This is a genomic window from Clostridium tunisiense TJ (assembly GCF_000300195.1).
Classification (GTDB): Bacteria; Bacillota; Clostridia; order Clostridiales; family Clostridiaceae; genus Clostridium_J; species Clostridium_J tunisiense.
Map to the genome: position 1 here is coordinate 238,331 of NZ_AMQH01000005.1, position 19,858 is coordinate 258,188.

Genomic DNA, 19,858 nt, shown 5'->3' on the forward strand with positions numbered 1-19,858 from the left:
GGGTTTATATGTCACATTTTTTAGCTGAAATTATAGGTACAATGATACTGATTATACTTGGGGATGGAGTTGTAGCAAACGTAGTTCTTAAGAAAACTAAAGGTGAAAACTCAGGGTGGATAGTTATTACAGCAGGTTGGGCTTTTGCAGTAATGATTCCTGCATTCATATTTGGGGGGATAAGTGGTGCTCACTTTAATCCTGCATTAACACTTGGTCTTGCAGCCATTGGAAAGTTTGCTTGGGCAGAAGTTCCAATTTATATAGCTGGTCAATTTATAGGTGCATTTTTAGGAGCAGTTGTAGTATGGCTTCATTATCTACCACATTGGGCAGCTACTGAAGATAAGGGGGCAAAATTAGCAGTATTCTCAACTGGACCTGCAATAAGAAATACCTTTGCAAACTGTATGGCAGAATTCATAGGAACCTTTATTCTTGTATTTGGAATTTTAGGTTTAGGTGAAGTTAGTTTAGCACCTGGAATAGGAACTTTAGCAGTAGGTTTCTTGATTTGGGTAATTGGACTTTCACTTGGAGGAACTACAGGTTATGCTATTAACCCTGCAAGAGATTTAGGACCACGTATTGCTCATGCTGTTTTACCAATAGCAGGTAAAGGTGACTCTGACTGGGGATATGCTTGGATTCCAGTTGTGGCTCCAATACTAGGTGCTATAGTTGCAGCCTTGACTTTTGCAGCAATATTCTAGGAAGAATATATAGGAGAAGTTATACAGGAGTTACACTGCCTCACTTAAGGCATTAGGCAAAGAATAGAACAAATTATCAACCTATAGCCTATAGGTTGATAATTTGTTTATGAGCTTATATATGAACTGAAACAATTCATATTATAGTTAGTAAGAGTTTTCACTTGCTTAAATAGTATCCTCTATTGGGTTTCATAAGAGGTTTAAGAGGAAAGAAAATAAAGCTCTTAGTATAAATCCATTAATAAATTTAAATCTTTAAACTCATAGATTTTCCTAGGGATTTATGATATAATTAGAATATAATTTAATAAAAACATTAACAGGCAGAGATATGAGAGCCATGATGTTAAGAAAGCTTATTCAGTAAGCTTCTTTCTTCATGGCTCTTTTTTTATAAATATTTTTGCTTTAACAAAAATGAAGATGTAAGAATAAGTAAATATATAAAGAAAATTTAAAGTAATGGATGGAGGGGCAATATGTTTGATGTAACAATTATTGGTGCTGGAGTTATTGGATGTGCAATTGCTAGGGAGTTATCAAGATACAAATTAAACACATGCGTGGTAGAGAAGAGTGCTGATGTAGCATCAAGTACTTCAAAGGCTAACAGTGGTATAGTTCATGCAGGGCACGATGCAAAGCCAGGAACTTTAAAAAGCAAGCTAAATATAAAAGGGAATCCAATGTTCGATGAACTATCTAAGGAATTGGATTTTCCTTTTATAAGAAATGGTTCTATGGTTTTATGTTTTGATGAAAAGGATATAAGGGAGCTTGTTGAAATAAAAGAAAGAGGACACAAGAACGGAGTAGAGGATATTAGATTATTAACGGGAGAAGAGGTAAGAAATTTAGAGCCTAATGTGTCACAAGGGGTAGCGGCAGCATTGTATATACCAAGTGGAGGAATTGTATGTCCTTATGAAATGACTGTGGCCTTAGCAGAAAATGCTTACCATAATGGAGTAGAATTTAGATTTGAAACAGAGGTTAAAAAGGTTATAAAAAATAAGGATTCCTTCCTAATTAAAACTAATTTTGAAGATATAGAAACAAAAGTGGTAATAAATGCAGCAGGTTTGTTTGCAGATGATATAAATAATATGGTTAGCTCTAGGAAGATAACTATTGTTCCTAGAAAGGGAGAATACTGCTTATTAGATAAGGCTGTAGGAGAATTAGTTAAGAGCACCTTGTTCCAGCTTCCTACTAAAATGGGGAAGGGGGTATTAGTAACCCCAACAGCAGATGGAAATCTTTTAATAGGACCTAATGCTATTGATTTAGAGGATAAAAACGATGTAACAACAACTCAGCAAGGTATGGAGGATATTATTTTAAGGGCAGGATTAACCTTAGATAGAGTTCCTACAAATCAGATAATCACGTCTTTTGCAGGACTTAGAGCACATAGCATTGAGGATGATTTCATAATTGGTGAAGCAGAAGATGTTAAAAACTTTATAAATGTGGCAGGAATAGAATCACCTGGGTTAACTAGTGCACCAGCAATAGGAAAAATGGTAGAGGAAATAGTTATAAATATATTAAATCCAGAGAAAAATGAAAACTTTAATCCTATAAGAAAAGGAATTCCTAAATTTAGAGAAATGAGCAATGAAGAGAGAAATAAACTAATAGCTGAGAATCCTTCTTATGGAAAGATCGTTTGTAGATGTGAAACTGTTACAGAAGGTGAAATAATTGATGCTATAAAAAGACCTCTTGGGGCAAGAACCTTGGATGGGATAAAGAGAAGAACAAGAGCCGGTATGGGAAGATGCCAATCAGGATTTTGCAGCACAAGAATTGTAGAAATCTTAGCTAAGGAGCTAAAGGTAGATCCAACTAGTATAACTAAGTTTGGTGGAAGTTCAAGAATACTAATAGGAAAAAACAAAGAGGTTTAGTTTCTGTTATAAGCTTTAAGGAAGAAAATTTCTATGTTAATCATGGAAAAGCCATAAGAGAAGCAAGATTTATATATTAGGGTTAGATGTTAGTTAGGTTTCATATAGATAGGGGAGGTTTATTTTATGCAATATTATGATCTAGTAGTAATTGGAGGGGGACCTGCAGGCCTTGCAGCAGCTATAAAGGCACGGGAAGAAGGGGTTCAAAATTTAGTTATATTAGAAAGAGATAGTGTACTTGGAGGTATATTAAATCAATGTATTCACAATGGTTTTGGTCTTCACACCTTTAAGGAGGAGCTTACAGGACCTGAGTATGCGGAAAGATTTATTGAAAGAGTAGAGGAACTGGAAATTCCTTATAAATTAAATACCATGGTATTAGACTTAACAAAGGATAAAATCATTACCATAGTAAATGAAAAAGATGGAGTAATCGAAATCCAGGCAAAGGCCATAATCTTAGCAATGGGGTGTAGAGAAAGACCTAGAGGGGCAATTAATATTCCAGGAAGCAGATGTTCAGGAATATACACAGCAGGAGCTGCACAAAAGTTTGTTAACATTGAAGGGTATATGCCTGGAAAAGAAGTAGTTATATTAGGTTCAGGAGATATTGGACTTATAATGGCAAGAAGAATGACTCTGGAGGGAGCTAAGGTAAAAGCTGTAATAGAACTAATGCCTTATTCAGGGGGGCTTAAAAGAAATATAGTACAATGCCTTGATGATTTTGGCATTCCTCTTAAGCTAGCTCACACTATAACAGATATAAAAGGTAAGGATAGAATAGAAGGGGTTACTGTAGCGAAGGTAGATGAAAGTAGAAAGCCTATACCAGGTACAGAAGAATATATTTCCTGTGATACCCTTCTTCTTTCAGTAGGGTTACTGCCTGAAAATGAGCTTTCTAGACAGTCACAGGTAACGTTATCTCCAATAACTGGTGGTCCAGAAGTGAATGAGAGTCTTCAAACTAATATTGAAGGAATATTTGCTTGCGGTAATGTGCTTCATGTTCATGATTTAGTTGATTTTGTTACCTTAGAAAGCTATAGTGCTGGAAAAAATGCAGCAGAGTATATAAAGGGTAAAAGGTTTAGTAAAAATGGAATAGAAGTGGTAGCCACACAAGGGGTAAGGTATACAGTTCCTAAATATATCAATGCTGAAAATATAGAAGAGTTACTTGAACTTAGATTTAGAGTAGGAAATGTGTATAAAAACAGCTATGTATCTGTATATTTTGATGAAGTAAGAGAAATTCATCTAAAGAAAAGAATACTTGCTCCTGGAGAGATGGAAACAGTTAAAATTACTAAGGATATGTTAGCTAAGTATCCGCAGTGTAATAGGATTATTGTAAAAATCGAGGAGGCATAGTATCATGAGTAATATAAGGGAATTAATATGTATAGGATGTCCAATGGGATGTGCAATGCAAATAGAATTAGAAGATGATAAAGTGGTAAAGGTTACAGGTAATCTTTGTAAAAGAGGGGAAACCTATGGTGAGAAGGAATGTACTAACCCCACTAGAATAATCACCTCTTCTGTAGAAGTAGAAGGTGGAGAATTTAAAACAGTACCAGTAAAAACTGAAAGAGATATACCAAAGGAAAAGATATACCAATGCATTCAACTTTTAAAAGGAATAAAGGTTAAAGCCCCAGTTAATATTGGAGAAATAATTATTGAAAATATAGGAGATACAGGGGTAAATATTATAGCAACGAGAAAAGTAGAGGCAGTGTAGAGTTTTTATAGAAAGGGGATTTGGGGGTTGAGTAAAATAAGTGATTTAACAGAAATGCTAGTAGAAAATCCTGTTATTGCGGCTATAAGGAATGAAGAAAACTTAGAGGATGTTTTAGCTAGCAAAGCTCAAATAGTTTTTGTGCTTTATGGAAATATATTAAGCATAACTGACATTTGTGCAAAGCTAAAAAAAGCAGGTAAAACCATATTTGTACACGCAGATTTGATTGATGGACTTAGAGGGGATAAGGTAGGTATTGAATTTATAAATAAGTATTTAGCTCCAGACGGAATAATTACCACCAAGGTTAACTGCATTAAATATGCAAAACACTTGGGGCTTTACACCATACTAAGAATATTTATTATAGATTCTCTTTCAATAAAAACAGGAGTGAAAAATATACAGGAAACACAACCTAGTGCTATTGAAATTATGCCAGGGATAGCTGGTAAGGCCATTAGGAATTTGAAAAATGCAACAAATGTACCGATTATTGCAGGGGGGCTCATTGATAAAAAGAAGGATGTAATAGATGCACTTTCAGCAGGTGCTGTTGCAATTTCCACAACTGCAGAAGATTTATGGAAAATGTAAAAGAGTAGGTGCTTTGGGGTTCACCTACTCTAAAGGACTAAGGAGATAGTTTTGTTAAAGTACAACTTATTATGAATGGGTTTGTAATTACTATTATACAATAATTATTATTAATAACAAGTAGTAATTAATAAAATGGTTGGATTTAACAATTTATTCATATATAAAAGTGAACTTGATTAAACAGCTAGTCCATGAAAAATTATTCTTTCTATAGGGAACCAAAGAAGAGACTTTAATTTATTTATGAGTTTATTTTGGTTCCCTTTAAGTTTTTTAGGCAATGAAGTAAAAAGAAGGTTAGATTTCAATAAAAATCCTACCATTTATACTTAGCAGTGGAGATAAATAAATTTTAATTAAATTTATTTAAAATCTTCATGATTTAATTAAAAAAATCCTAAGTAGAACCTTTTATTAAGGCTACCTCATAATTTCTAGGAAACAAATTATAAAACATTGAATAAGTTAATGTAAGGAAACTTTGGATTTAGAAATTAGGTATATAGATGGAGAAATACCTTAATGCCTAGTCTTAAAGCTGAAGAATGAACCAATGCTATTGTTTTTTATCAATAAAATGGAGGAGAAATCGTGGATGGTTTAAATTGTAAATCTTTACACCATAATGGGGATGAAAGATTTCTTTTATTTCTTTACAAGAGAGAAAAAGCGCCGATTTATGATTTGTATTTTGTGAATAAAAGTGGTGAAAACTTAACAAAAGTAGAGGTGACAAGAAAACATTCAACTTATAACAATTTCCTAGAAGCTAATTTTGTTGACACAATTGGAACTAAAGTAATCAGAAACATAGGAATAGAAGAGCAAATACAAGTAGGAGATATTAAGGAGCAGGATAATAAGGTAGATGACTTTGAATTTATATTTAACATATATTTAGAGGGTGAAATAGTAAGCTTTAGCAAGATTATAAATAGAAGGAAACTTTTATTAGGACTTATTGAAGTAGGAATTGAAAGTGAGAAAAGTTGGTTTAATATTATGCAGGAAACCAAAGAAATAAAAGATAGTAGTTTTTCTATGGATACTATTGTAGATTATTTTGAGAGAAAGTTAAAAAGTAAATCTTCGTCAATGCCAGAAGCGGAGTGGTTAGAGCTAATGAAAGCTTTTAATTTGCTAAAGCCTTACATCTATGAATATGAAGATACAGTTAAAACAGTAATAGACACTAGTTTAATAGATTGGCAGAATTACTTTAGTGGAGAGTAGGAAAAAATATTATAGAACAAAATAGGGTGAAAAATAAAAAGTTAGGTGATCTTAAATTTTGCCTTTAAGTTTTTTTATAAAATATATGAATTTAGTCTTCTTATGATTTGGTAAGAAGACTTTTATTATGATATACTATGAATTGACAAATAATTTCAAGTATTTCTACAACAGTAATTGCTAGAAATTTAGAAGTATATTAAAGGAGATGCAGATAATATGAAACAAATTACCTTAGAACAAGTTTTTCAAGTGCTTGATGAGAAGAAAAATTCAAATTTAGTGGTGATTGTTAATGCCTATGAGCTGGATACAGTTTATTGTATTGATGAATTTAACTATGAGGTTTTAGAAGAAAGACATGGAAAAACCTTAAGATTAATAAGTAAAAATGGACATAGGGACTACTATGACTTTCATGGTGTCTATGTTAGCTTGAAAGATATAGCGAAGATTTCTACCACAGAGGATACAATTTACATATATTTAAATAACCAGTTAGTAAAGTTGAAATTTAAGTAGACTTTAATAAGATTATTAAGAATTAAAAATTAAGAAGTATGAATTATGCTAGGATGTGTTTAAGTGGAGCTTTTAAAAAGAATCATAGGTGCTGCAGCTATAGTTTCTATAGCATCACAAATTAACATTGGAATAATGGACACAGACTTTAGGGTTTCTGCAGGAATAATATTTTTTGCAGTTTTCCTTTATCAGTATAAGAATTTCAAACCCGTTTCTATGGGGCTTTTATCAGGAGTAACGGTTTATATTCTTAGAGGAGCAATTTACTTTATAGGAACTGGAACACTTAAGGGCGTCATATTTTCATATCAACTTGAGATACTTTTTTATACCTTTTATGGAGTAATTTACGCTTTATTAATAAGAAAAACTGGGGAAGATAATCTAAATAAGGTATTATTAGTCCTAATTGCTAGTGACATAGGGGCAAACCTAATTGAATTAGGTGCAAGAGTGATTATAGGGACTTCAAAGTTCCATGGAAGGATTATATTAACTTTATTACTAGTGGCAGTGGTGAGGTCTTTTATTGTGTGGCTAGCCCTAACTTGGATCAAATATTATAAGGTTCTTCTTATGAAGGAGGAACATGAAAAAAGATATACAAGACTTTTATGGCTCACTGCTCAACTCAAGTCAGAAATGTATTGGATGGAAAAGAATATGGATAACATCGAAAGAGTAATGGCTAATTCTTATTCATTATTTGAGGAAATAAGTAGTGAAGCACAGGGAGGAACTTTGGAAGATAAGTCCCTAGCTATTGCCAGAGATGTTCATGAAATAAAGAAAGAATATCAATTAGCTATTCGAGGAATAAGGGATCTTACTGAGGATAAGCAGGTTGAAGGCGGTATGGATTTTAAAGATATAATTACTATTCTTCATGAAACTTTAAAAAGAGAAGTGAGTCGTAGGAATATGGACGTGAAATTATCTTTTGAACCTGGAGAGTCCTTTTACACTTCAAAGCATTACTATCTTATGTCCATATTCAGAAATTTACTAATTAACAGTTTAGATGCAATAGGGGATTCAGAAAAAAGAGAAAGTCTTAGCTTTCAGCATAAAGGTAAAGAACAACACCACATTTTTACAATATCTGATACTGGCTGTGGAATAGAAGAAAAGAGTTTAAGTTTGGTTTTTTCTCCTGGATTTTCTACTAAGATAAATTATACAACAGGAGAAATAAATAGAGGATTAGGCCTAAGTGTAGTTCAGCATATTGTAGAAAAAGAATTAAAAGGAACAATAACTGTAAACTCTACAAAGGGTAAGGGAGCCACCTTTGTAATTCATATACCCAGACATTCCTTAGAGGTGATATAAATGAACATATTTATTGTAGAAGATGACATTAACATAATAAGATTGTTAGAAAGAATAATAACAGATAGAGGACTTGGTAATTTATTTGGATACTCTAATGATGGAGCTAATGGGCTAAAAGAAATTCAAAGGTTAATTCCTGATATTGTTTTAGTAGACTTATTAATGCCAGGAAAAGATGGTATTAGCTTAGTTAAAGAAGTAAAGACTATGTACCCTGAAATTCAGTTTATTATGATTTCTCAAGTATCTTCTAAGGATATGATTGGAAAGGCCTATCAGAGTGGCGTAGAGTATTTCATATCTAAACCCATTAATGCAATAGAAGTAGAAAGTGTTATAGGCAAGGTAGGCGACAAGCTTTATGTAAATAGGAAGCTAATCCAAATCCAAAGCTTATTTACCAATGATAGTAATGAAAATAAGGAAAAAGAGAAAAATAATAATAGAAGTGAAAAAATAAAGAGGATAATGAGGATAATTGGAATTTCAGGAGAAGCGGGAAGTCAGGATATACTTAATCTTATAGAACACTTAATTCAAAGCAAAGAAAGTGTTGAGGATTTTACTATAAGAGAGCTTTGTAGTAAATTTACAGATCAAACTAAAACCATGGAACAAAGAATTAGAAGAACTGCCATGGTTGGAATGATAAACCTTGCAAATCTTGGTATAGAAGATTATATGAATGAAGTGTTTATTGAATATTCCAATGGACTATATAACTTTGAACAAGTAAAAACAGAAATGGATTATATAAGAGGAAAAAGCAAAAAAAGAGGAAAAGTAAATCTTAAAAAGTTTATTGATGGAATGGTATTTTATAGTGGCAATAATGGTTAAAAAACTCCGCTAAGAGGTGTAGACTCTAAGCGGAGTTTTTTTATTTATATTCTATTTATGAAGGTGAAATTTCCAAACCCCTAGTGGGCTTCAGGTATCAGTTCAATTGGGGAATTTGTATTGGAGATATATATGAGTTGCAATATTATATGCATTGCAAAATAATTTTAGGCAACTTATATAAAATAGAATGCAAAATGGAATTAAACATATTCATGTAGTATCTTTATTGAATTCTTCATATTAAAAATATTTATAGGTTTTATTAGAGAATAGAATAGATTAAAATAGAGTGCTTTATGAAACCTACTGAAGTTTTTTGAAACTTACTGAATATAATAAATTTACTAAATCTTAAGAAAGAAAGGGGATAATATATGGAATTAATTAATATGATTATTGAATTTGTGAATATGATTCTATGGGATTATGTATTAATTATTGCTCTTTTGGGCATTGGAATTTTTATGACAATAAAATTAAAGTTTCCGCAATTCACCAGACTGTTTCCAGCATTAAAGAAAATGCTTTCTGGTTTAACAAATAAAGAAAAGGGTGAAGAGGGGAAAATGACACCTGTTCAAGCTTTAGCAACTGCAGTAGCTGCACAAGTTGGTACTGGTAATATAGTAGGAGTTGCTACAGCCATTGCAGCAGGAGGTCCTGGAGCAGCCTTTTGGATGCTAATATCTGCCTTCTTTGGAATGGCTACAATATTTAGTGAAGCGGTGCTTGCACAAAAATATAGGGAAACTAAAGATGGAGAGTTGGTAGGGGGACCTGCTTATTACATTAAAAATGGTTTGAAATCTAAATGGTTATCAATGGTTTTTGCTGTAGCTTGTATTATAGCATTAGGAATTGTAGGAATAATGGTACAATCTAACTCAGTAGCAGGCTCAGTTAGTAATGCTTTTGGAATTCCATCAATTAGTGTAACAATTGGTCTTGCTATAATAGTAACTTTAATATTAATGGGTGGTATGGGAAGAATAGCATCCTTTGCAGAAACAGTAGTACCAGTTATGGCACTTGCTTATATAGTAGGAAGTATTATCATAATACTTATGAACCTTGGTAATTTTATACCAGCACTAAAAAGTATATTCATTGGAGCTTTTTCACCAAAGGCCATTGGTGGTGGAACTCTTGGAATAGCCCTTCAGCAAACTATAAGGTATGGTCTAGCAAGAGGACTATTTTCAAATGAAGCTGGTATGGGTTCAACACCACACTCACATGCGGTTGCTGATGCTAAGCATCCAGCTGAGCAAGGTTTTACTGCAATGATAGGAGTATTTATATCTACCTTCTTAATTTGCTTGTCTACAGTAATGGTAAACCTTGCCTCAGGGGCATACAACCCTAACATATCAGCAGTAGAGATGACTAAAACTGCAACTATAATGACTCAGAATGGTTTTGCATCAGGGTTTGGTACCTTTGGAGGAATGTTCCTTTCAATCTGTCTTTCCTTTTTCTCTCTAACAACAATAGTTGGGTGGTATTTCTTTGCAGAATCTAACGTAAAAGCTATATTAAATTCTAAAAAGATTACTCTAACTACTTTTAAAGTTATTGCTATAGCAGCTTTAGTGGTTGGAACTTTAATAGATGCAACCTTCGTATGGAAGCTAGCGGATATGTTCATGGGTATCATGGCAGTACCAAACATAATAGCATTATTCTTACTATCGAAAGAAGTATGCAAGATACTTGAGGATTATGATACTGTTACAAAGAGAGAAAAAATTATTAAAGCTAACAAGATAGCCTCTTAAATTATAAAGGTTAGAATTACTAGTATGAAAATATTAGTAGTTCTAACCTTTTAAAATTATGTAAGGATTTAACCTGTAATTTTAGAGCATCTGTTGCAATGATTATTATCATATCTACTGATATTTAAAAACTAGAATATATTAAAAACACCAGTACATAAGCAACTGATGTTTTTTTAGAGTAGCATATTATTTTTAATTATATGCTAAGGATATACATAGAATTATTTATATAAGAAACCACTCACAATATTTTAAGAGCTATTGGGAAAGCATACAGATATGGTTAAATAAAATTACTAGGCTATACTGAGATTTTATTAGCAAATGTAATAACCTATGAGGACATCAATAGTGCTGATTTTAGAGGAAAAGTTTAAAAATGTATGATACAATAAGTTATAAGAATATTCAATTAAAAGGGAGGGAGAAAACCATGAAAATAAAAGAAACATTTTTCGGGATTTTTAGAGGACTTAAAGATAGTTTAAAAAGATTTCCTTTGACCATAGGACTCTCAACCATTTGTGTTATTTTAATGATTTATTACACAGAGGTGGGTCTAAAATCAAGCGAAAACTTTAGGGAAACCCTCAGCAGAGTTATTATGATTTATACCCTTGGAATACCACTTTCTCTTTCAATAAAAGTATTCTTTGAGAGAAAAGAAAGTTATAAAAAGTCTTTGCTATATACGGCTTTTGTAGTTGGAGGAATAATACTTGCACTGTATTATTATATTTTCCTTCCAGATTTACACATGGTCTCTATTACAAGATATATTGGCATAAATCTAATATTATATTTAACTTTTATATTTATACCATATCTTTCAAACAATGATAGTTTTGAATTATATGTTATAAGAATTTTAACTAGATTCTTTACCACAGTAGTTTATTCAATGGTTTTATTTCTTGGACTGGTAGCCATCTTATTTACTATTGATGAGTTATTAGGTGTTAATGTTAGAGGAGAAATTTATATATATTTTTGGTTTACTGTAGTGGGAGTTTTTGCACCTTCCTTCTTTTTAGCAGGAGTACCGGTAAAGAATGAAAAACTAGAACTAGAGCATTATCCAAAACTTTTTAGAGTTTTAATACTATATATTGTAATGCCGCTTATTTCAGTGTACACAATAATTCTTTATATATATTTTGGGAAAATAATTATTACAACTCAGTGGCCACAAGGACTAGTTTCTCACTTAGTGCTTTGGTATTCGGTTATAAGTGTTTCAGTTTTATTCCTTATTACCACCTTATTGGCTAAAAATAATTGGGCAAAGAGATTTATGAAGGTATTTCCTAAAGTAATTATCCCACTTATAGTTATGATGTTTATTTCTATGGGAATTAGGATTAATGCTTATGGAGTAACTGAAAATAGATATTACGTTGTAGTCCTTGGTATATGGGTATTCCTAGTAATGATATATTTCTCATTTGCTAAAAATTTCAGAAATATAATTTTACCTATATCATTGACTATAATTGCCTTTATTTCTATCATGGGGCCTATAAGTAGCTACTCCATTTCTAAGTATAGTCAAAATAAGCGATTTGAAGAAATTCTTATTAGAAATAATATGTTAAAGGAAAATCAATTGATTACAAGTTCCTCCAAAATTTCTCAGGAGGATAAAAAACAGTTAAGTAGTATACTTAGATATTTTAACTTAAACCATAGCTTGAAGGATATTAAACATTTACCAGACAAGTTTAGACTAAATAATGTAGAAGAGGTTTTTGGTTTTAAATTGAGTGAGGAATATGACCATTATAATGATGAATATTTCAATTTTAACACTTGGGGTTCAGGGGAACCTCTAGATATAAAAGGTTATGACTACCTTTTTGATACTAGAAATGTAAAGGTTAATAATTCTAAACAAGGTCCATTAGCTATTCAGTATGATTATGAAACAGGAATGGTTAAGATTTTTATGGAGGGCAAGGAAGTATATTCAAAGGACTTAACAGACTATGTTAATGTTCTTTTAGAGAAGTATGGAACAAAGCAAAGAGAAAGAGGGTTATCAGTAGAAGAGATGTCCTTCACTGACGAAAATAGTAGGCTAAAAGTTAAAATTCAATTTTATAATGTATCTGGAAGAATAGATAATTTTTCTGGTAAAGCCGATTCAAAAGGGTTAGAATATAATATCTTGATAAAAATAAAATAAGAATAATAAATGGTGTAACATCTTGTATGTTACACCATTTATTAGTATATGTATACTTTTAAAAAACAATAACTAAGTATATTAAGATAGGCTTTTCTATAATAATAAACAGAAACATAGTATTGAAAAGGTAGCTTTAAAGATATATGATAATTTAAAAAGCAGACAATAAGAAAACTGGAGTTAAACTAGTTGTCCCTAAAATTGTTTAAACTATGATTTCAGCTTCGGAAATAAAAACTACTATTTCCTCATGGTGGGATTTTTAACTTATTCACATGAAACTTATTAAAGTTTAACTAATTCATTAATAAATAGTCATTATAATCAGTTTAAACTAATGAATAAAAGGTCCCTCACCTTTTAACGTAGTATAGGTGGTGAGAGTATGTCACAAAGATGGAGGAATAAAGGTGAAGAATTTGCTGGAAGTTGCAATAAAAATAGCAGTAGAGGCCCACAGTGGACAATTAGATAAGGCTGGGCAGCCTTATGTACTTCATCCTTTGAAAGTAATGCTTTCGTTAAACAATGAAAAAGATAGAGTTGTAGGGGTTCTCCATGATGTAATTGAAGATACAGATATTACTTACGAATACTTAAAAACAAATGGCTTTGAAGGTGAAACAGAAATCCTTGAGGCGTTAGAAAGTGTTACGAAAAAAGAAGAAGAAACCTATGATGAATTCATAGATAGAGTGGCACTAAACTCTATTGGAAAAAGAGTAAAGCTTGCAGACTTGCAGGATAATATGGATTTAAGCCGAATAACAAATCCTACAACAAAAGACTTTGAAAGATTAAAGAAATATGATAAAGCTAAAGAGAGGTTGATTAAGTAGTTCAATAAATATGAACTCACACTGACGAAGTTAGTGAGTAAAAAGATGCCCTTACGGAAGAAAAAGACAGTTTTAAGTTTTAAGAAGATTTTAAACTATTAGGGGGGAGAACATAATGTGTTATTCAATTGAGTTAATTAGAAAAGTGGAACAAAAAACAACAAACTGGTCAGGGGGAACTACCACAGAATTAGCTATTTATCCTAAGGATGCTAATTATAGTGAACGTAATTTTAAGTGGAGACTAAGCTCTGCAATAGTTGAGGAAGAAAAGTCTACCTTTACTTCACTTAGAGGAATTTGGAGATTTATAATGGTGTTAGAGGGGGAAATGACCTTAGAACATGAGGGAAAACACACTGTCCATTTAAAGCCCTTTGAACAAGATAGTTTCAGCGGTGAATGGGTAACAAAAAGCACTGGTAAGGTCAAAGATTTTAATTTAATGATGTCTAGTGGGTGTGAAGGTAGTATAAGTGCCATTGAACTGAGAAAAGATAAGTTTGTTCAAATTGAAGAAGAACTTTCAAAAGGTAGTGACAAGAGTAAGAGCTTGACAGAGGCTTTTTATTGCGTTAATGGAAATGCCTTGGTTAATATTGATGAGAGAAAGATTAATCTTAATGAGGGGGATTTTCTTCTTATTAATCTTAAAAATAATTCAGATTTCATAGATATAAAGGTTGGTTGTTCAGTAGAGCAAGGAGCTGATATTGTAAGAGCTAGTATATTATATTAAAACAATGAGCAACATGATATTTTATTTATTCTTATAAGTATTGCTTTTTACATACACGATTTGTTATAAATAACTATATTATTGAAAGGGGGATTTTACTATGGCAGAGATTAAATTTGAAATTAAAGAAATTCTAGGGGTTGTTTCTGAATCTTCAAAGGGCTGGAAAAAGGAGTTAAACTTAATTTCTTGGAATGATAAGGAGCCAAAGTTTGATTTGAGAGAATGGGATCCAAATCATGAAAAGATGGGTAAAGGAGTAACTTTATCTAGAGAAGAATTACAGAAGTTAAAAGAGCTTTTAAATAACATGAGTATATAAAGGTTAAAGAGAATCTACCTTATGGATTCTCTTTAATTATTATTGTGACAAAAATAAGATTCCTTTTAAAGTATCATTTAAGATGAATTAAGGAAAATATAGTATAGCTTTTGGGAGTAGTAAACCATACAATCAAAGCTGTTTCTTAAAATAAACTTATTCATTATTGAATAAAAATCTAGCAACTATCTCATTGACATCTACAATAAATTCTTGTACACTTTAAAAGAGAACGGAGGTTTTCTAATGCAGTATCAAAAGGATGAAGTGAGAAACAGAATAATTGAAGAAGCTTTAAGGGAGTTTAATGAAAAAGGCTACGATGGAGCTTCCATAAGAGACATTGCAAAAAAATCTAATACGTCTGTTGGAAATTTGTATAAGTATTTTAAATCAAAAGAAGAGCTGCATGAAAATATTGTAGGCTCAATTTACGATAGATTTGTAGATTATATCAAGCAGTTTAATAGGGTGGAGCTTAACGAAAAGGCAGAAGTCATATTTTACAAATTAGCTGATGAGATAATGGAGATCTTTAATAAAAATAACGTTGAAATTTCTGTGCTTCTTAATGAGAGTAAAGGGACTAAATATGAAAATTGTAAAAGTATTTTTGTGGACTTTATAACAAGAATTGTTACAGAGAAGATGCAATATGAATTATCATTACAAGGTAAAAAGCTAGAGGATAATTTTATTATATATCTTATTTCTCAGAGTCTTGTTGAGAGCATTGCAATTATTGTTAAGAAATGTAGCGATGGTGCAGAGGTTAAAAAACTCACACTGAATTTGATCTATATCTTTTATACTGATCTCATAAATAAATTACAAACTGAAGATATAAAATAACAATGAACTTCTCTATATAAACTGAGTAATTAAAAACAGCAATTTTAAATAGAGAAGAATTTTTTTGGGGCAAAAGAGAACTAAGGTTCATGACACTAATGAAAGAAGGAGCATAAGATGAAAAGCTATGTTGAATTTAAAAATGTAAAAAAGAGCTACGACATGGGTGAAATAGTAATCAAGGCCGTTGATGATGTTTCGTTTTCTATAGATAAAGGAGAATTTGTTGTGATTCTTGGTGCTAGTGGTGCAGGAAAGTCAACAATACTAAATCTTTTAGGTGGTATGGATTATGTATCTGAAGGAAGTATCCATGTGGATGGTAATGAGGTAAGCAAGTACGATAAAAAACAACTTACAAGATATAGACGTGATGATATAGGCTTTGTCTTTCAATTTTATAATTTAGTTCAAAATCTTAATGCAGTAGAGAATGTGGAGCTAGCAGTTGAAATATGCAAAGATTCTATGGAGCCAGTGGAGGTTCTAAAAAGCGTGGGACTTGAACACAGACTTTACAACTTTCCTTCACAGCTTTCAGGTGGGGAACAGCAAAGGGTATCTATAGCAAGGGCAATTGCAAAAAATCCAAAATTGTTGCTTTGTGATGAACCTACAGGAGCACTAGATTACAGTACTGGAAAGGCAATATTAAAATTACTTGCAAGTACTGCAAAGGAATATAACATGACAGTTATTGTTATCACTCATAACTCTGCCATAGCTCCAATAGCTGATAGAGTTATCACTGTAAAAAGTGGAAAGATAGCTAGTGTTAAAAAGAATGAAAATCCAGTGTCCATAGAAAGTATAGAGTGGTAATTATGAAAAAATCCTTTTTTAGAAATTTAATTAGAGATATAAAAAAGACCCTTTCCAGATTCTTATCAATTGTTGTAATCATTGCAGTAGGGGTAGCTTTTTATGCAGGAGTTAGAGCTACAAGCCCATCTATGAAAATATCAGCGGATACTTACTTTAATAAAAATAACTTTATGGACTATAAGCTTATATCTACCCTTGGACTTACTGAGGACGATGTTGATGAAATCAAGAAAATAAGAGAGGTAACAGGGGTAGAAGGAGCCTACTCTGTGGATGCGGTAGTAGAAAAGGACCAACGACAATTAGTGCTGAATATTAATTCACTGCCAGAAGAGAATGCCATTAATCAAATTAGGGTGTTAAAAGGTAGAAGGGCAGAAGCAGATAATGAAGCTGTGGTAGAGCACAGGTTTTTAGAAAATTATAAACTTAATTTAGGGGATACAATAGTGCTTAAATCAGGAGATGATAGCAGTTTAGAAGATAGCTTAAAAAATACTGAATTTAAGATTGTTGGAACTGCACAATCTCCTCTATATGTTTCAGAGCAAAGACAACCAAGTTCTGTGGGAAATGGTTCAGTAAAAGGATTTGTATATATTCTTCCTCAGGTTTTCAAAAGTGAAGTTTATACTGAAATTTATGTTAGGGCTGACAAACCTCAATCCCAAACTAGTCTGTTACAAAATGAGAGTTACAATAGGTATAATGAAACTTTAGAAAAAGCCCTTGAGGATATTGGAGTATTAAGAAATGAAGTAAGGTATGCTCAAGTTATAAAAGAAGGAAATCAGAAACTAAATGAAGCAGAAGCAGAACTAAATGCTTCTAAAAAAGAAGCAAAAGAGAAGTTTGCAGAGGGTTATGGAAAATTAGATGATGCAAAGAGCAAAGTCTCAAAAGGAAAAGAAGAACTATTGAAGAATGAGGCCCTTTTTAATAAAAAGATGTCAGAGGGTAGAAAGCAAATTCAAGATGGAAAAAGCCAAATTAAAGTTGGTGAAAATGAGATAAGCTCAAAGCGTAAGGAAATAGAAGAAGGAAAGTTTCAAATTGCTACTAGTAAAAAGCAGCTACAGGATAGTGAAGTTAGCTTAACATTAGGGAAACAACAGGCAGCTACTGAAATTTCTTCAGCAATGAAACTAGAAGTGGAAAAAGCCCAAGAACTTGCGGAATCTAATCCAGGTAATCCTATATATTCTTATAAATTTAAGGCTATAAAGGAGATTTATGATAAGGATATTAAGGGAAAAGATTTTGATAGCATGTACACTTCTTTAAAAAATGATAATCAATTAGAGAATTTAAAAACTTACTTTGATATGGAGGCTTTAAAAAACAACTTTAATAAAGGTGCTGCTGAAATAAGCTATGGAAGACAACAACTAGCTATTAATGAGAATAAACTTCTACAAGGGGAAATAGAACTTAATCAAGGTGCTGCAGAGCTAGAGAAGAATAAAGAGAAAATTACAGCAGCAGAAGTAGAGCTTAACAAAGGGAAACAGGAAGGGTTAGCAAAGCTTAACAGTGGACGAAAAGAACTTAAAGATGGGGAGAAGGAAATTGCTGCAAATTTAGAAAAGTTAAAATCAGAAGAAGAAAAGGCAAATGTGAAAATAAAAGATGGGGAGTCTGAAATACAAAAAAATAGGGAAAAGCTCAGTGATATCAAAAAACCTGATTGGTATGTGCTAGGAAGATCTAAAAATGCCGGATATGAAACCTACAGGCAGGATAGTGACAGAATTGACAGCATTGGAAAGTTATTTCCTTTAATATTTTTTCTAGTTGCATCACTGGTAAGCCTTACTACTATGACTAGAATGGTTCAGGAAAAGAGAACAGAGATAGGTACCTTTAAAGCTTTAGGATATTCCAGTACTGCTATAGTATCTCATTATCTTATTTACGCACTTTCAGCTAGTATTTTGGGAAGTATTCTTGGTGTTTTTGTGGGATTCAAACTATTTCCTTCATTAATAATGAATGCCTATGCTACTCGTTATGATATAGGTGAAATGGTAGTACCTTTTAACACAAATCTTGCTCTTCAGGCAGCGTTAATTGCAATATTATTTACAGCTGTGGCAGCGGTAGCCTCTGCACTAGATGAGTTAAGAGAAGTGCCAGCCTCTTTAATGAGACCCAAACCTCCTAAGTCAGGTAAAACTATACTTCTTGAGAGAGTTAATTTTATATGGAAAAGAATGAACTTTACAAAGAAGGTTACTGCAAGAAATATTTTTAGATATAAACAAAGGCTGTTTATGACAGTAATAGGTATTGCTGCTTGTGCTGGATTAATGATTACAGGCTTTGGTTTAAAAGAAGGAATAATTGGAGCTACAGAAGCTCAATTTAGCAGTGTTTATAAATTTGATATGCAAGGAACTTTAAGTAAGAATGTAAATGAAGATGGAAAGAACAGTCTAAAAGAAAAAGCACTAAACATTTCAAATGTTACAGATGTTATGTTGAGTTATTCAAAAAATGCTTCAGTAGCTATGGAAGATAACAAGAGTCAAGATGCATACGTAGTTGTGCCTGAAAGTAAAGAAGAACTTAATAGCTACATCAATTTAAATATAAAGGATGAAGAATTAAGACTTCAGGATGAGGGTGTTGTTATAACTAAGAAGTTATCTAAACTTCTAAATAAAAAAGCTGGAGAAACCATTGAAATAACCTTAGAGGATAAGGTTTTTCAAGTTAAAATCTCTGCTATAACAGAACATTATCTTCAACATTATATTTATATGAGTCCTGGATATTATGAGAAACTAACAGGCAATAAAATAATGTATAACAGTTTTTATGGACTTCTTAAAGAGTTATCTGAGGAAGCTGAAAATAATACTTTAAATGCATTAAAGGACTTAGAGGACATTAATTCTGTGGAATTCAAAAGCAACGTTCATATTAATTTTAATAAAATGTCTTCTGCTATTAATTCTGTAATTCCAGTATTAATAATATCCGCTGGTGTATTGGCTTTTGTTGTAATATACAACCTGACCAATATAAATATTTCAGAGAGAAAAAGAGAACTTGCAACAATAAAGCTTTTAGGTTTCTTTAATCATGAACTAGCAGCTTATATATACAGGGAAAACATGATACTAACAGTGCTAGGAAGCCTAGCAGGAATACCTATGGGAATGTTTTTTAATAAGTTTATAATAGGTACTGCTGAAACTAATGATATTTTATTCTTGCAAAAGATTCATCCAATTTACTACTTAATTTCAATTATACTTACACTTTTGTTTTCTGTAATTGTAAATTTAGCTATGTATAATAGATTTGATAAAATAGACATGATAGAATCACTTAAGAGTGCCGAGTAAGCGACACTACAAAAATGGTATGCACTTCAATT

At 31.9% G+C, this 19,858-nt stretch carries 17 protein-coding genes; all 17 read left to right on the forward strand.

Going from position 1 to position 19,858, the window contains the following annotated elements; translation table 11 throughout:
- Positions 1-8: 8 nt before the first annotated feature.
- A complete protein-coding gene (locus C661_RS0104920) occupies positions 9-713 on the forward strand; it encodes an MIP/aquaporin family protein (RefSeq protein WP_017414197.1) in 705 nt (234 codons plus the stop codon).
- Positions 714-1,195: 482 nt separating this feature from the next.
- The gene (locus C661_RS0104925) at positions 1,196-2,629 is read left to right on the forward strand and encodes an NAD(P)/FAD-dependent oxidoreductase (protein WP_017414198.1); all 1,434 of its coding nucleotides are present in this window, start codon (positions 1,196-1,198) and stop codon (positions 2,627-2,629) included.
- A gap of 126 nt (positions 2,630-2,755) precedes the next feature.
- The gene (locus C661_RS0104930; RefSeq protein WP_017414199.1) at positions 2,756-4,015 is read left to right on the forward strand and encodes an NAD(P)/FAD-dependent oxidoreductase; all 1,260 of its coding nucleotides are present in this window, start codon (positions 2,756-2,758) and stop codon (positions 4,013-4,015) included.
- A 4-nt stretch (positions 4,016-4,019) separates the two neighbouring features.
- Positions 4,020-4,388: a DUF1667 domain-containing protein gene (locus C661_RS0104935; RefSeq protein WP_017414200.1), complete on the forward strand. Its 369-nt coding sequence runs from the start codon at positions 4,020-4,022 to the stop codon at positions 4,386-4,388.
- Positions 4,389-4,442: 54 nt separating this feature from the next.
- A complete protein-coding gene (locus C661_RS0104940) occupies positions 4,443-4,988 on the forward strand; it encodes a glycerol-3-phosphate responsive antiterminator (protein WP_041877027.1) in 546 nt (181 codons plus the stop codon).
- Between the two features lie 594 nt (positions 4,989-5,582).
- Positions 5,583-6,224, forward strand: a complete 642-nt coding sequence (locus C661_RS0104945; RefSeq protein WP_017414202.1) for a hypothetical protein — start codon at positions 5,583-5,585, stop codon at positions 6,222-6,224.
- A 219-nt stretch (positions 6,225-6,443) separates the two neighbouring features.
- Positions 6,444-6,746, forward strand: coding sequence for a hypothetical protein (locus C661_RS0104950; protein WP_017414203.1), 303 nt, complete (start codon positions 6,444-6,446; stop codon positions 6,744-6,746).
- 63 nt (positions 6,747-6,809) lie between these two features.
- Positions 6,810-8,081, forward strand: coding sequence for an ATP-binding protein (locus C661_RS0104955; RefSeq protein WP_017414204.1), 1,272 nt, complete (start codon positions 6,810-6,812; stop codon positions 8,079-8,081).
- Positions 8,082-8,924 (forward strand): response regulator, encoded by an 843-nt coding sequence (locus C661_RS0104960; protein WP_017414205.1) that lies wholly within the window; start codon positions 8,082-8,084, stop codon positions 8,922-8,924.
- A 377-nt stretch (positions 8,925-9,301) separates the two neighbouring features.
- Positions 9,302-10,705: an alanine/glycine:cation symporter family protein gene (locus C661_RS0104965; protein ID WP_017414206.1), complete on the forward strand. Its 1,404-nt coding sequence runs from the start codon at positions 9,302-9,304 to the stop codon at positions 10,703-10,705.
- A gap of 436 nt (positions 10,706-11,141) precedes the next feature.
- Positions 11,142-12,893 (forward strand): DUF4153 domain-containing protein, encoded by a 1,752-nt coding sequence (locus C661_RS0104970; RefSeq protein ID WP_017414207.1) that lies wholly within the window; start codon positions 11,142-11,144, stop codon positions 12,891-12,893.
- 422 nt (positions 12,894-13,315) lie between these two features.
- Positions 13,316-13,735 carry a GTP pyrophosphokinase gene (locus C661_RS0104975; RefSeq protein WP_026050940.1) on the forward strand — a complete coding sequence of 140 codons (420 nt, stop codon included), beginning with the start codon at positions 13,316-13,318 and terminating at the stop codon, positions 13,733-13,735.
- A gap of 115 nt (positions 13,736-13,850) precedes the next feature.
- Positions 13,851-14,474, forward strand: a complete 624-nt coding sequence (locus C661_RS0104980; RefSeq protein WP_017414209.1) for a HutD/Ves family protein — start codon at positions 13,851-13,853, stop codon at positions 14,472-14,474.
- Between the two features lie 100 nt (positions 14,475-14,574).
- A complete protein-coding gene (locus tag C661_RS0104985) occupies positions 14,575-14,796 on the forward strand; it encodes a YdbC family protein (RefSeq protein WP_017414210.1) in 222 nt (73 codons plus the stop codon).
- Between the two features lie 246 nt (positions 14,797-15,042).
- Positions 15,043-15,648, forward strand: coding sequence for a TetR/AcrR family transcriptional regulator (locus tag C661_RS0104990; protein ID WP_017414211.1), 606 nt, complete (start codon positions 15,043-15,045; stop codon positions 15,646-15,648).
- 117 nt (positions 15,649-15,765) lie between these two features.
- A complete protein-coding gene (locus C661_RS0104995) occupies positions 15,766-16,470 on the forward strand; it encodes an ABC transporter ATP-binding protein (protein ID WP_017414212.1) in 705 nt (234 codons plus the stop codon).
- 2 nt (positions 16,471-16,472) lie between these two features.
- Positions 16,473-19,826, forward strand: a complete 3,354-nt coding sequence (locus C661_RS0105000; RefSeq protein ID WP_017414213.1) for an ABC transporter permease — start codon at positions 16,473-16,475, stop codon at positions 19,824-19,826.
- The last annotated feature ends 32 nt before the right edge of the window (positions 19,827-19,858 follow it).

Bases quoted from the DNA above. Each gene is read 5' to 3' on its own strand.
- C661_RS0104920 (WP_017414197.1), top strand. From the start codon at position 9: ATGTCACATTTTTTAGCTGAAATTATAGGTACAATGATACTGATTATA.
- C661_RS0104925 (WP_017414198.1), top strand. From the start codon at position 1,196: ATGTTTGATGTAACAATTATTGGTGCTGGAGTTATTGGATGTGCAATT.
- C661_RS0104930 (WP_017414199.1), top strand. From the start codon at position 2,756: ATGCAATATTATGATCTAGTAGTAATTGGAGGGGGACCTGCAGGCCTT.
- C661_RS0104935 (WP_017414200.1), top strand. From the start codon at position 4,020: ATGAGTAATATAAGGGAATTAATATGTATAGGATGTCCAATGGGATGT.
- C661_RS0104940 (WP_041877027.1), top strand. From the start codon at position 4,443: ATGCTAGTAGAAAATCCTGTTATTGCGGCTATAAGGAATGAAGAAAAC.
- C661_RS0104950 (WP_017414203.1), top strand. From the start codon at position 6,444: ATGAAACAAATTACCTTAGAACAAGTTTTTCAAGTGCTTGATGAGAAG.
- C661_RS0104960 (WP_017414205.1), top strand. From the start codon at position 8,082: ATGAACATATTTATTGTAGAAGATGACATTAACATAATAAGATTGTTA.
- C661_RS0104965 (WP_017414206.1), top strand. From the start codon at position 9,302: ATGGAATTAATTAATATGATTATTGAATTTGTGAATATGATTCTATGG.
- C661_RS0104970 (WP_017414207.1), top strand. From the start codon at position 11,142: ATGAAAATAAAAGAAACATTTTTCGGGATTTTTAGAGGACTTAAAGAT.
- C661_RS0104980 (WP_017414209.1), top strand. From the start codon at position 13,851: ATGTGTTATTCAATTGAGTTAATTAGAAAAGTGGAACAAAAAACAACA.
- C661_RS0104985 (WP_017414210.1), top strand. From the start codon at position 14,575: ATGGCAGAGATTAAATTTGAAATTAAAGAAATTCTAGGGGTTGTTTCT.
- C661_RS0104990 (WP_017414211.1), top strand. From the start codon at position 15,043: ATGCAGTATCAAAAGGATGAAGTGAGAAACAGAATAATTGAAGAAGCT.
- C661_RS0104995 (WP_017414212.1), top strand. From the start codon at position 15,766: ATGAAAAGCTATGTTGAATTTAAAAATGTAAAAAAGAGCTACGACATG.
- C661_RS0105000 (WP_017414213.1), top strand. From the start codon at position 16,473: ATGAAAAAATCCTTTTTTAGAAATTTAATTAGAGATATAAAAAAGACC.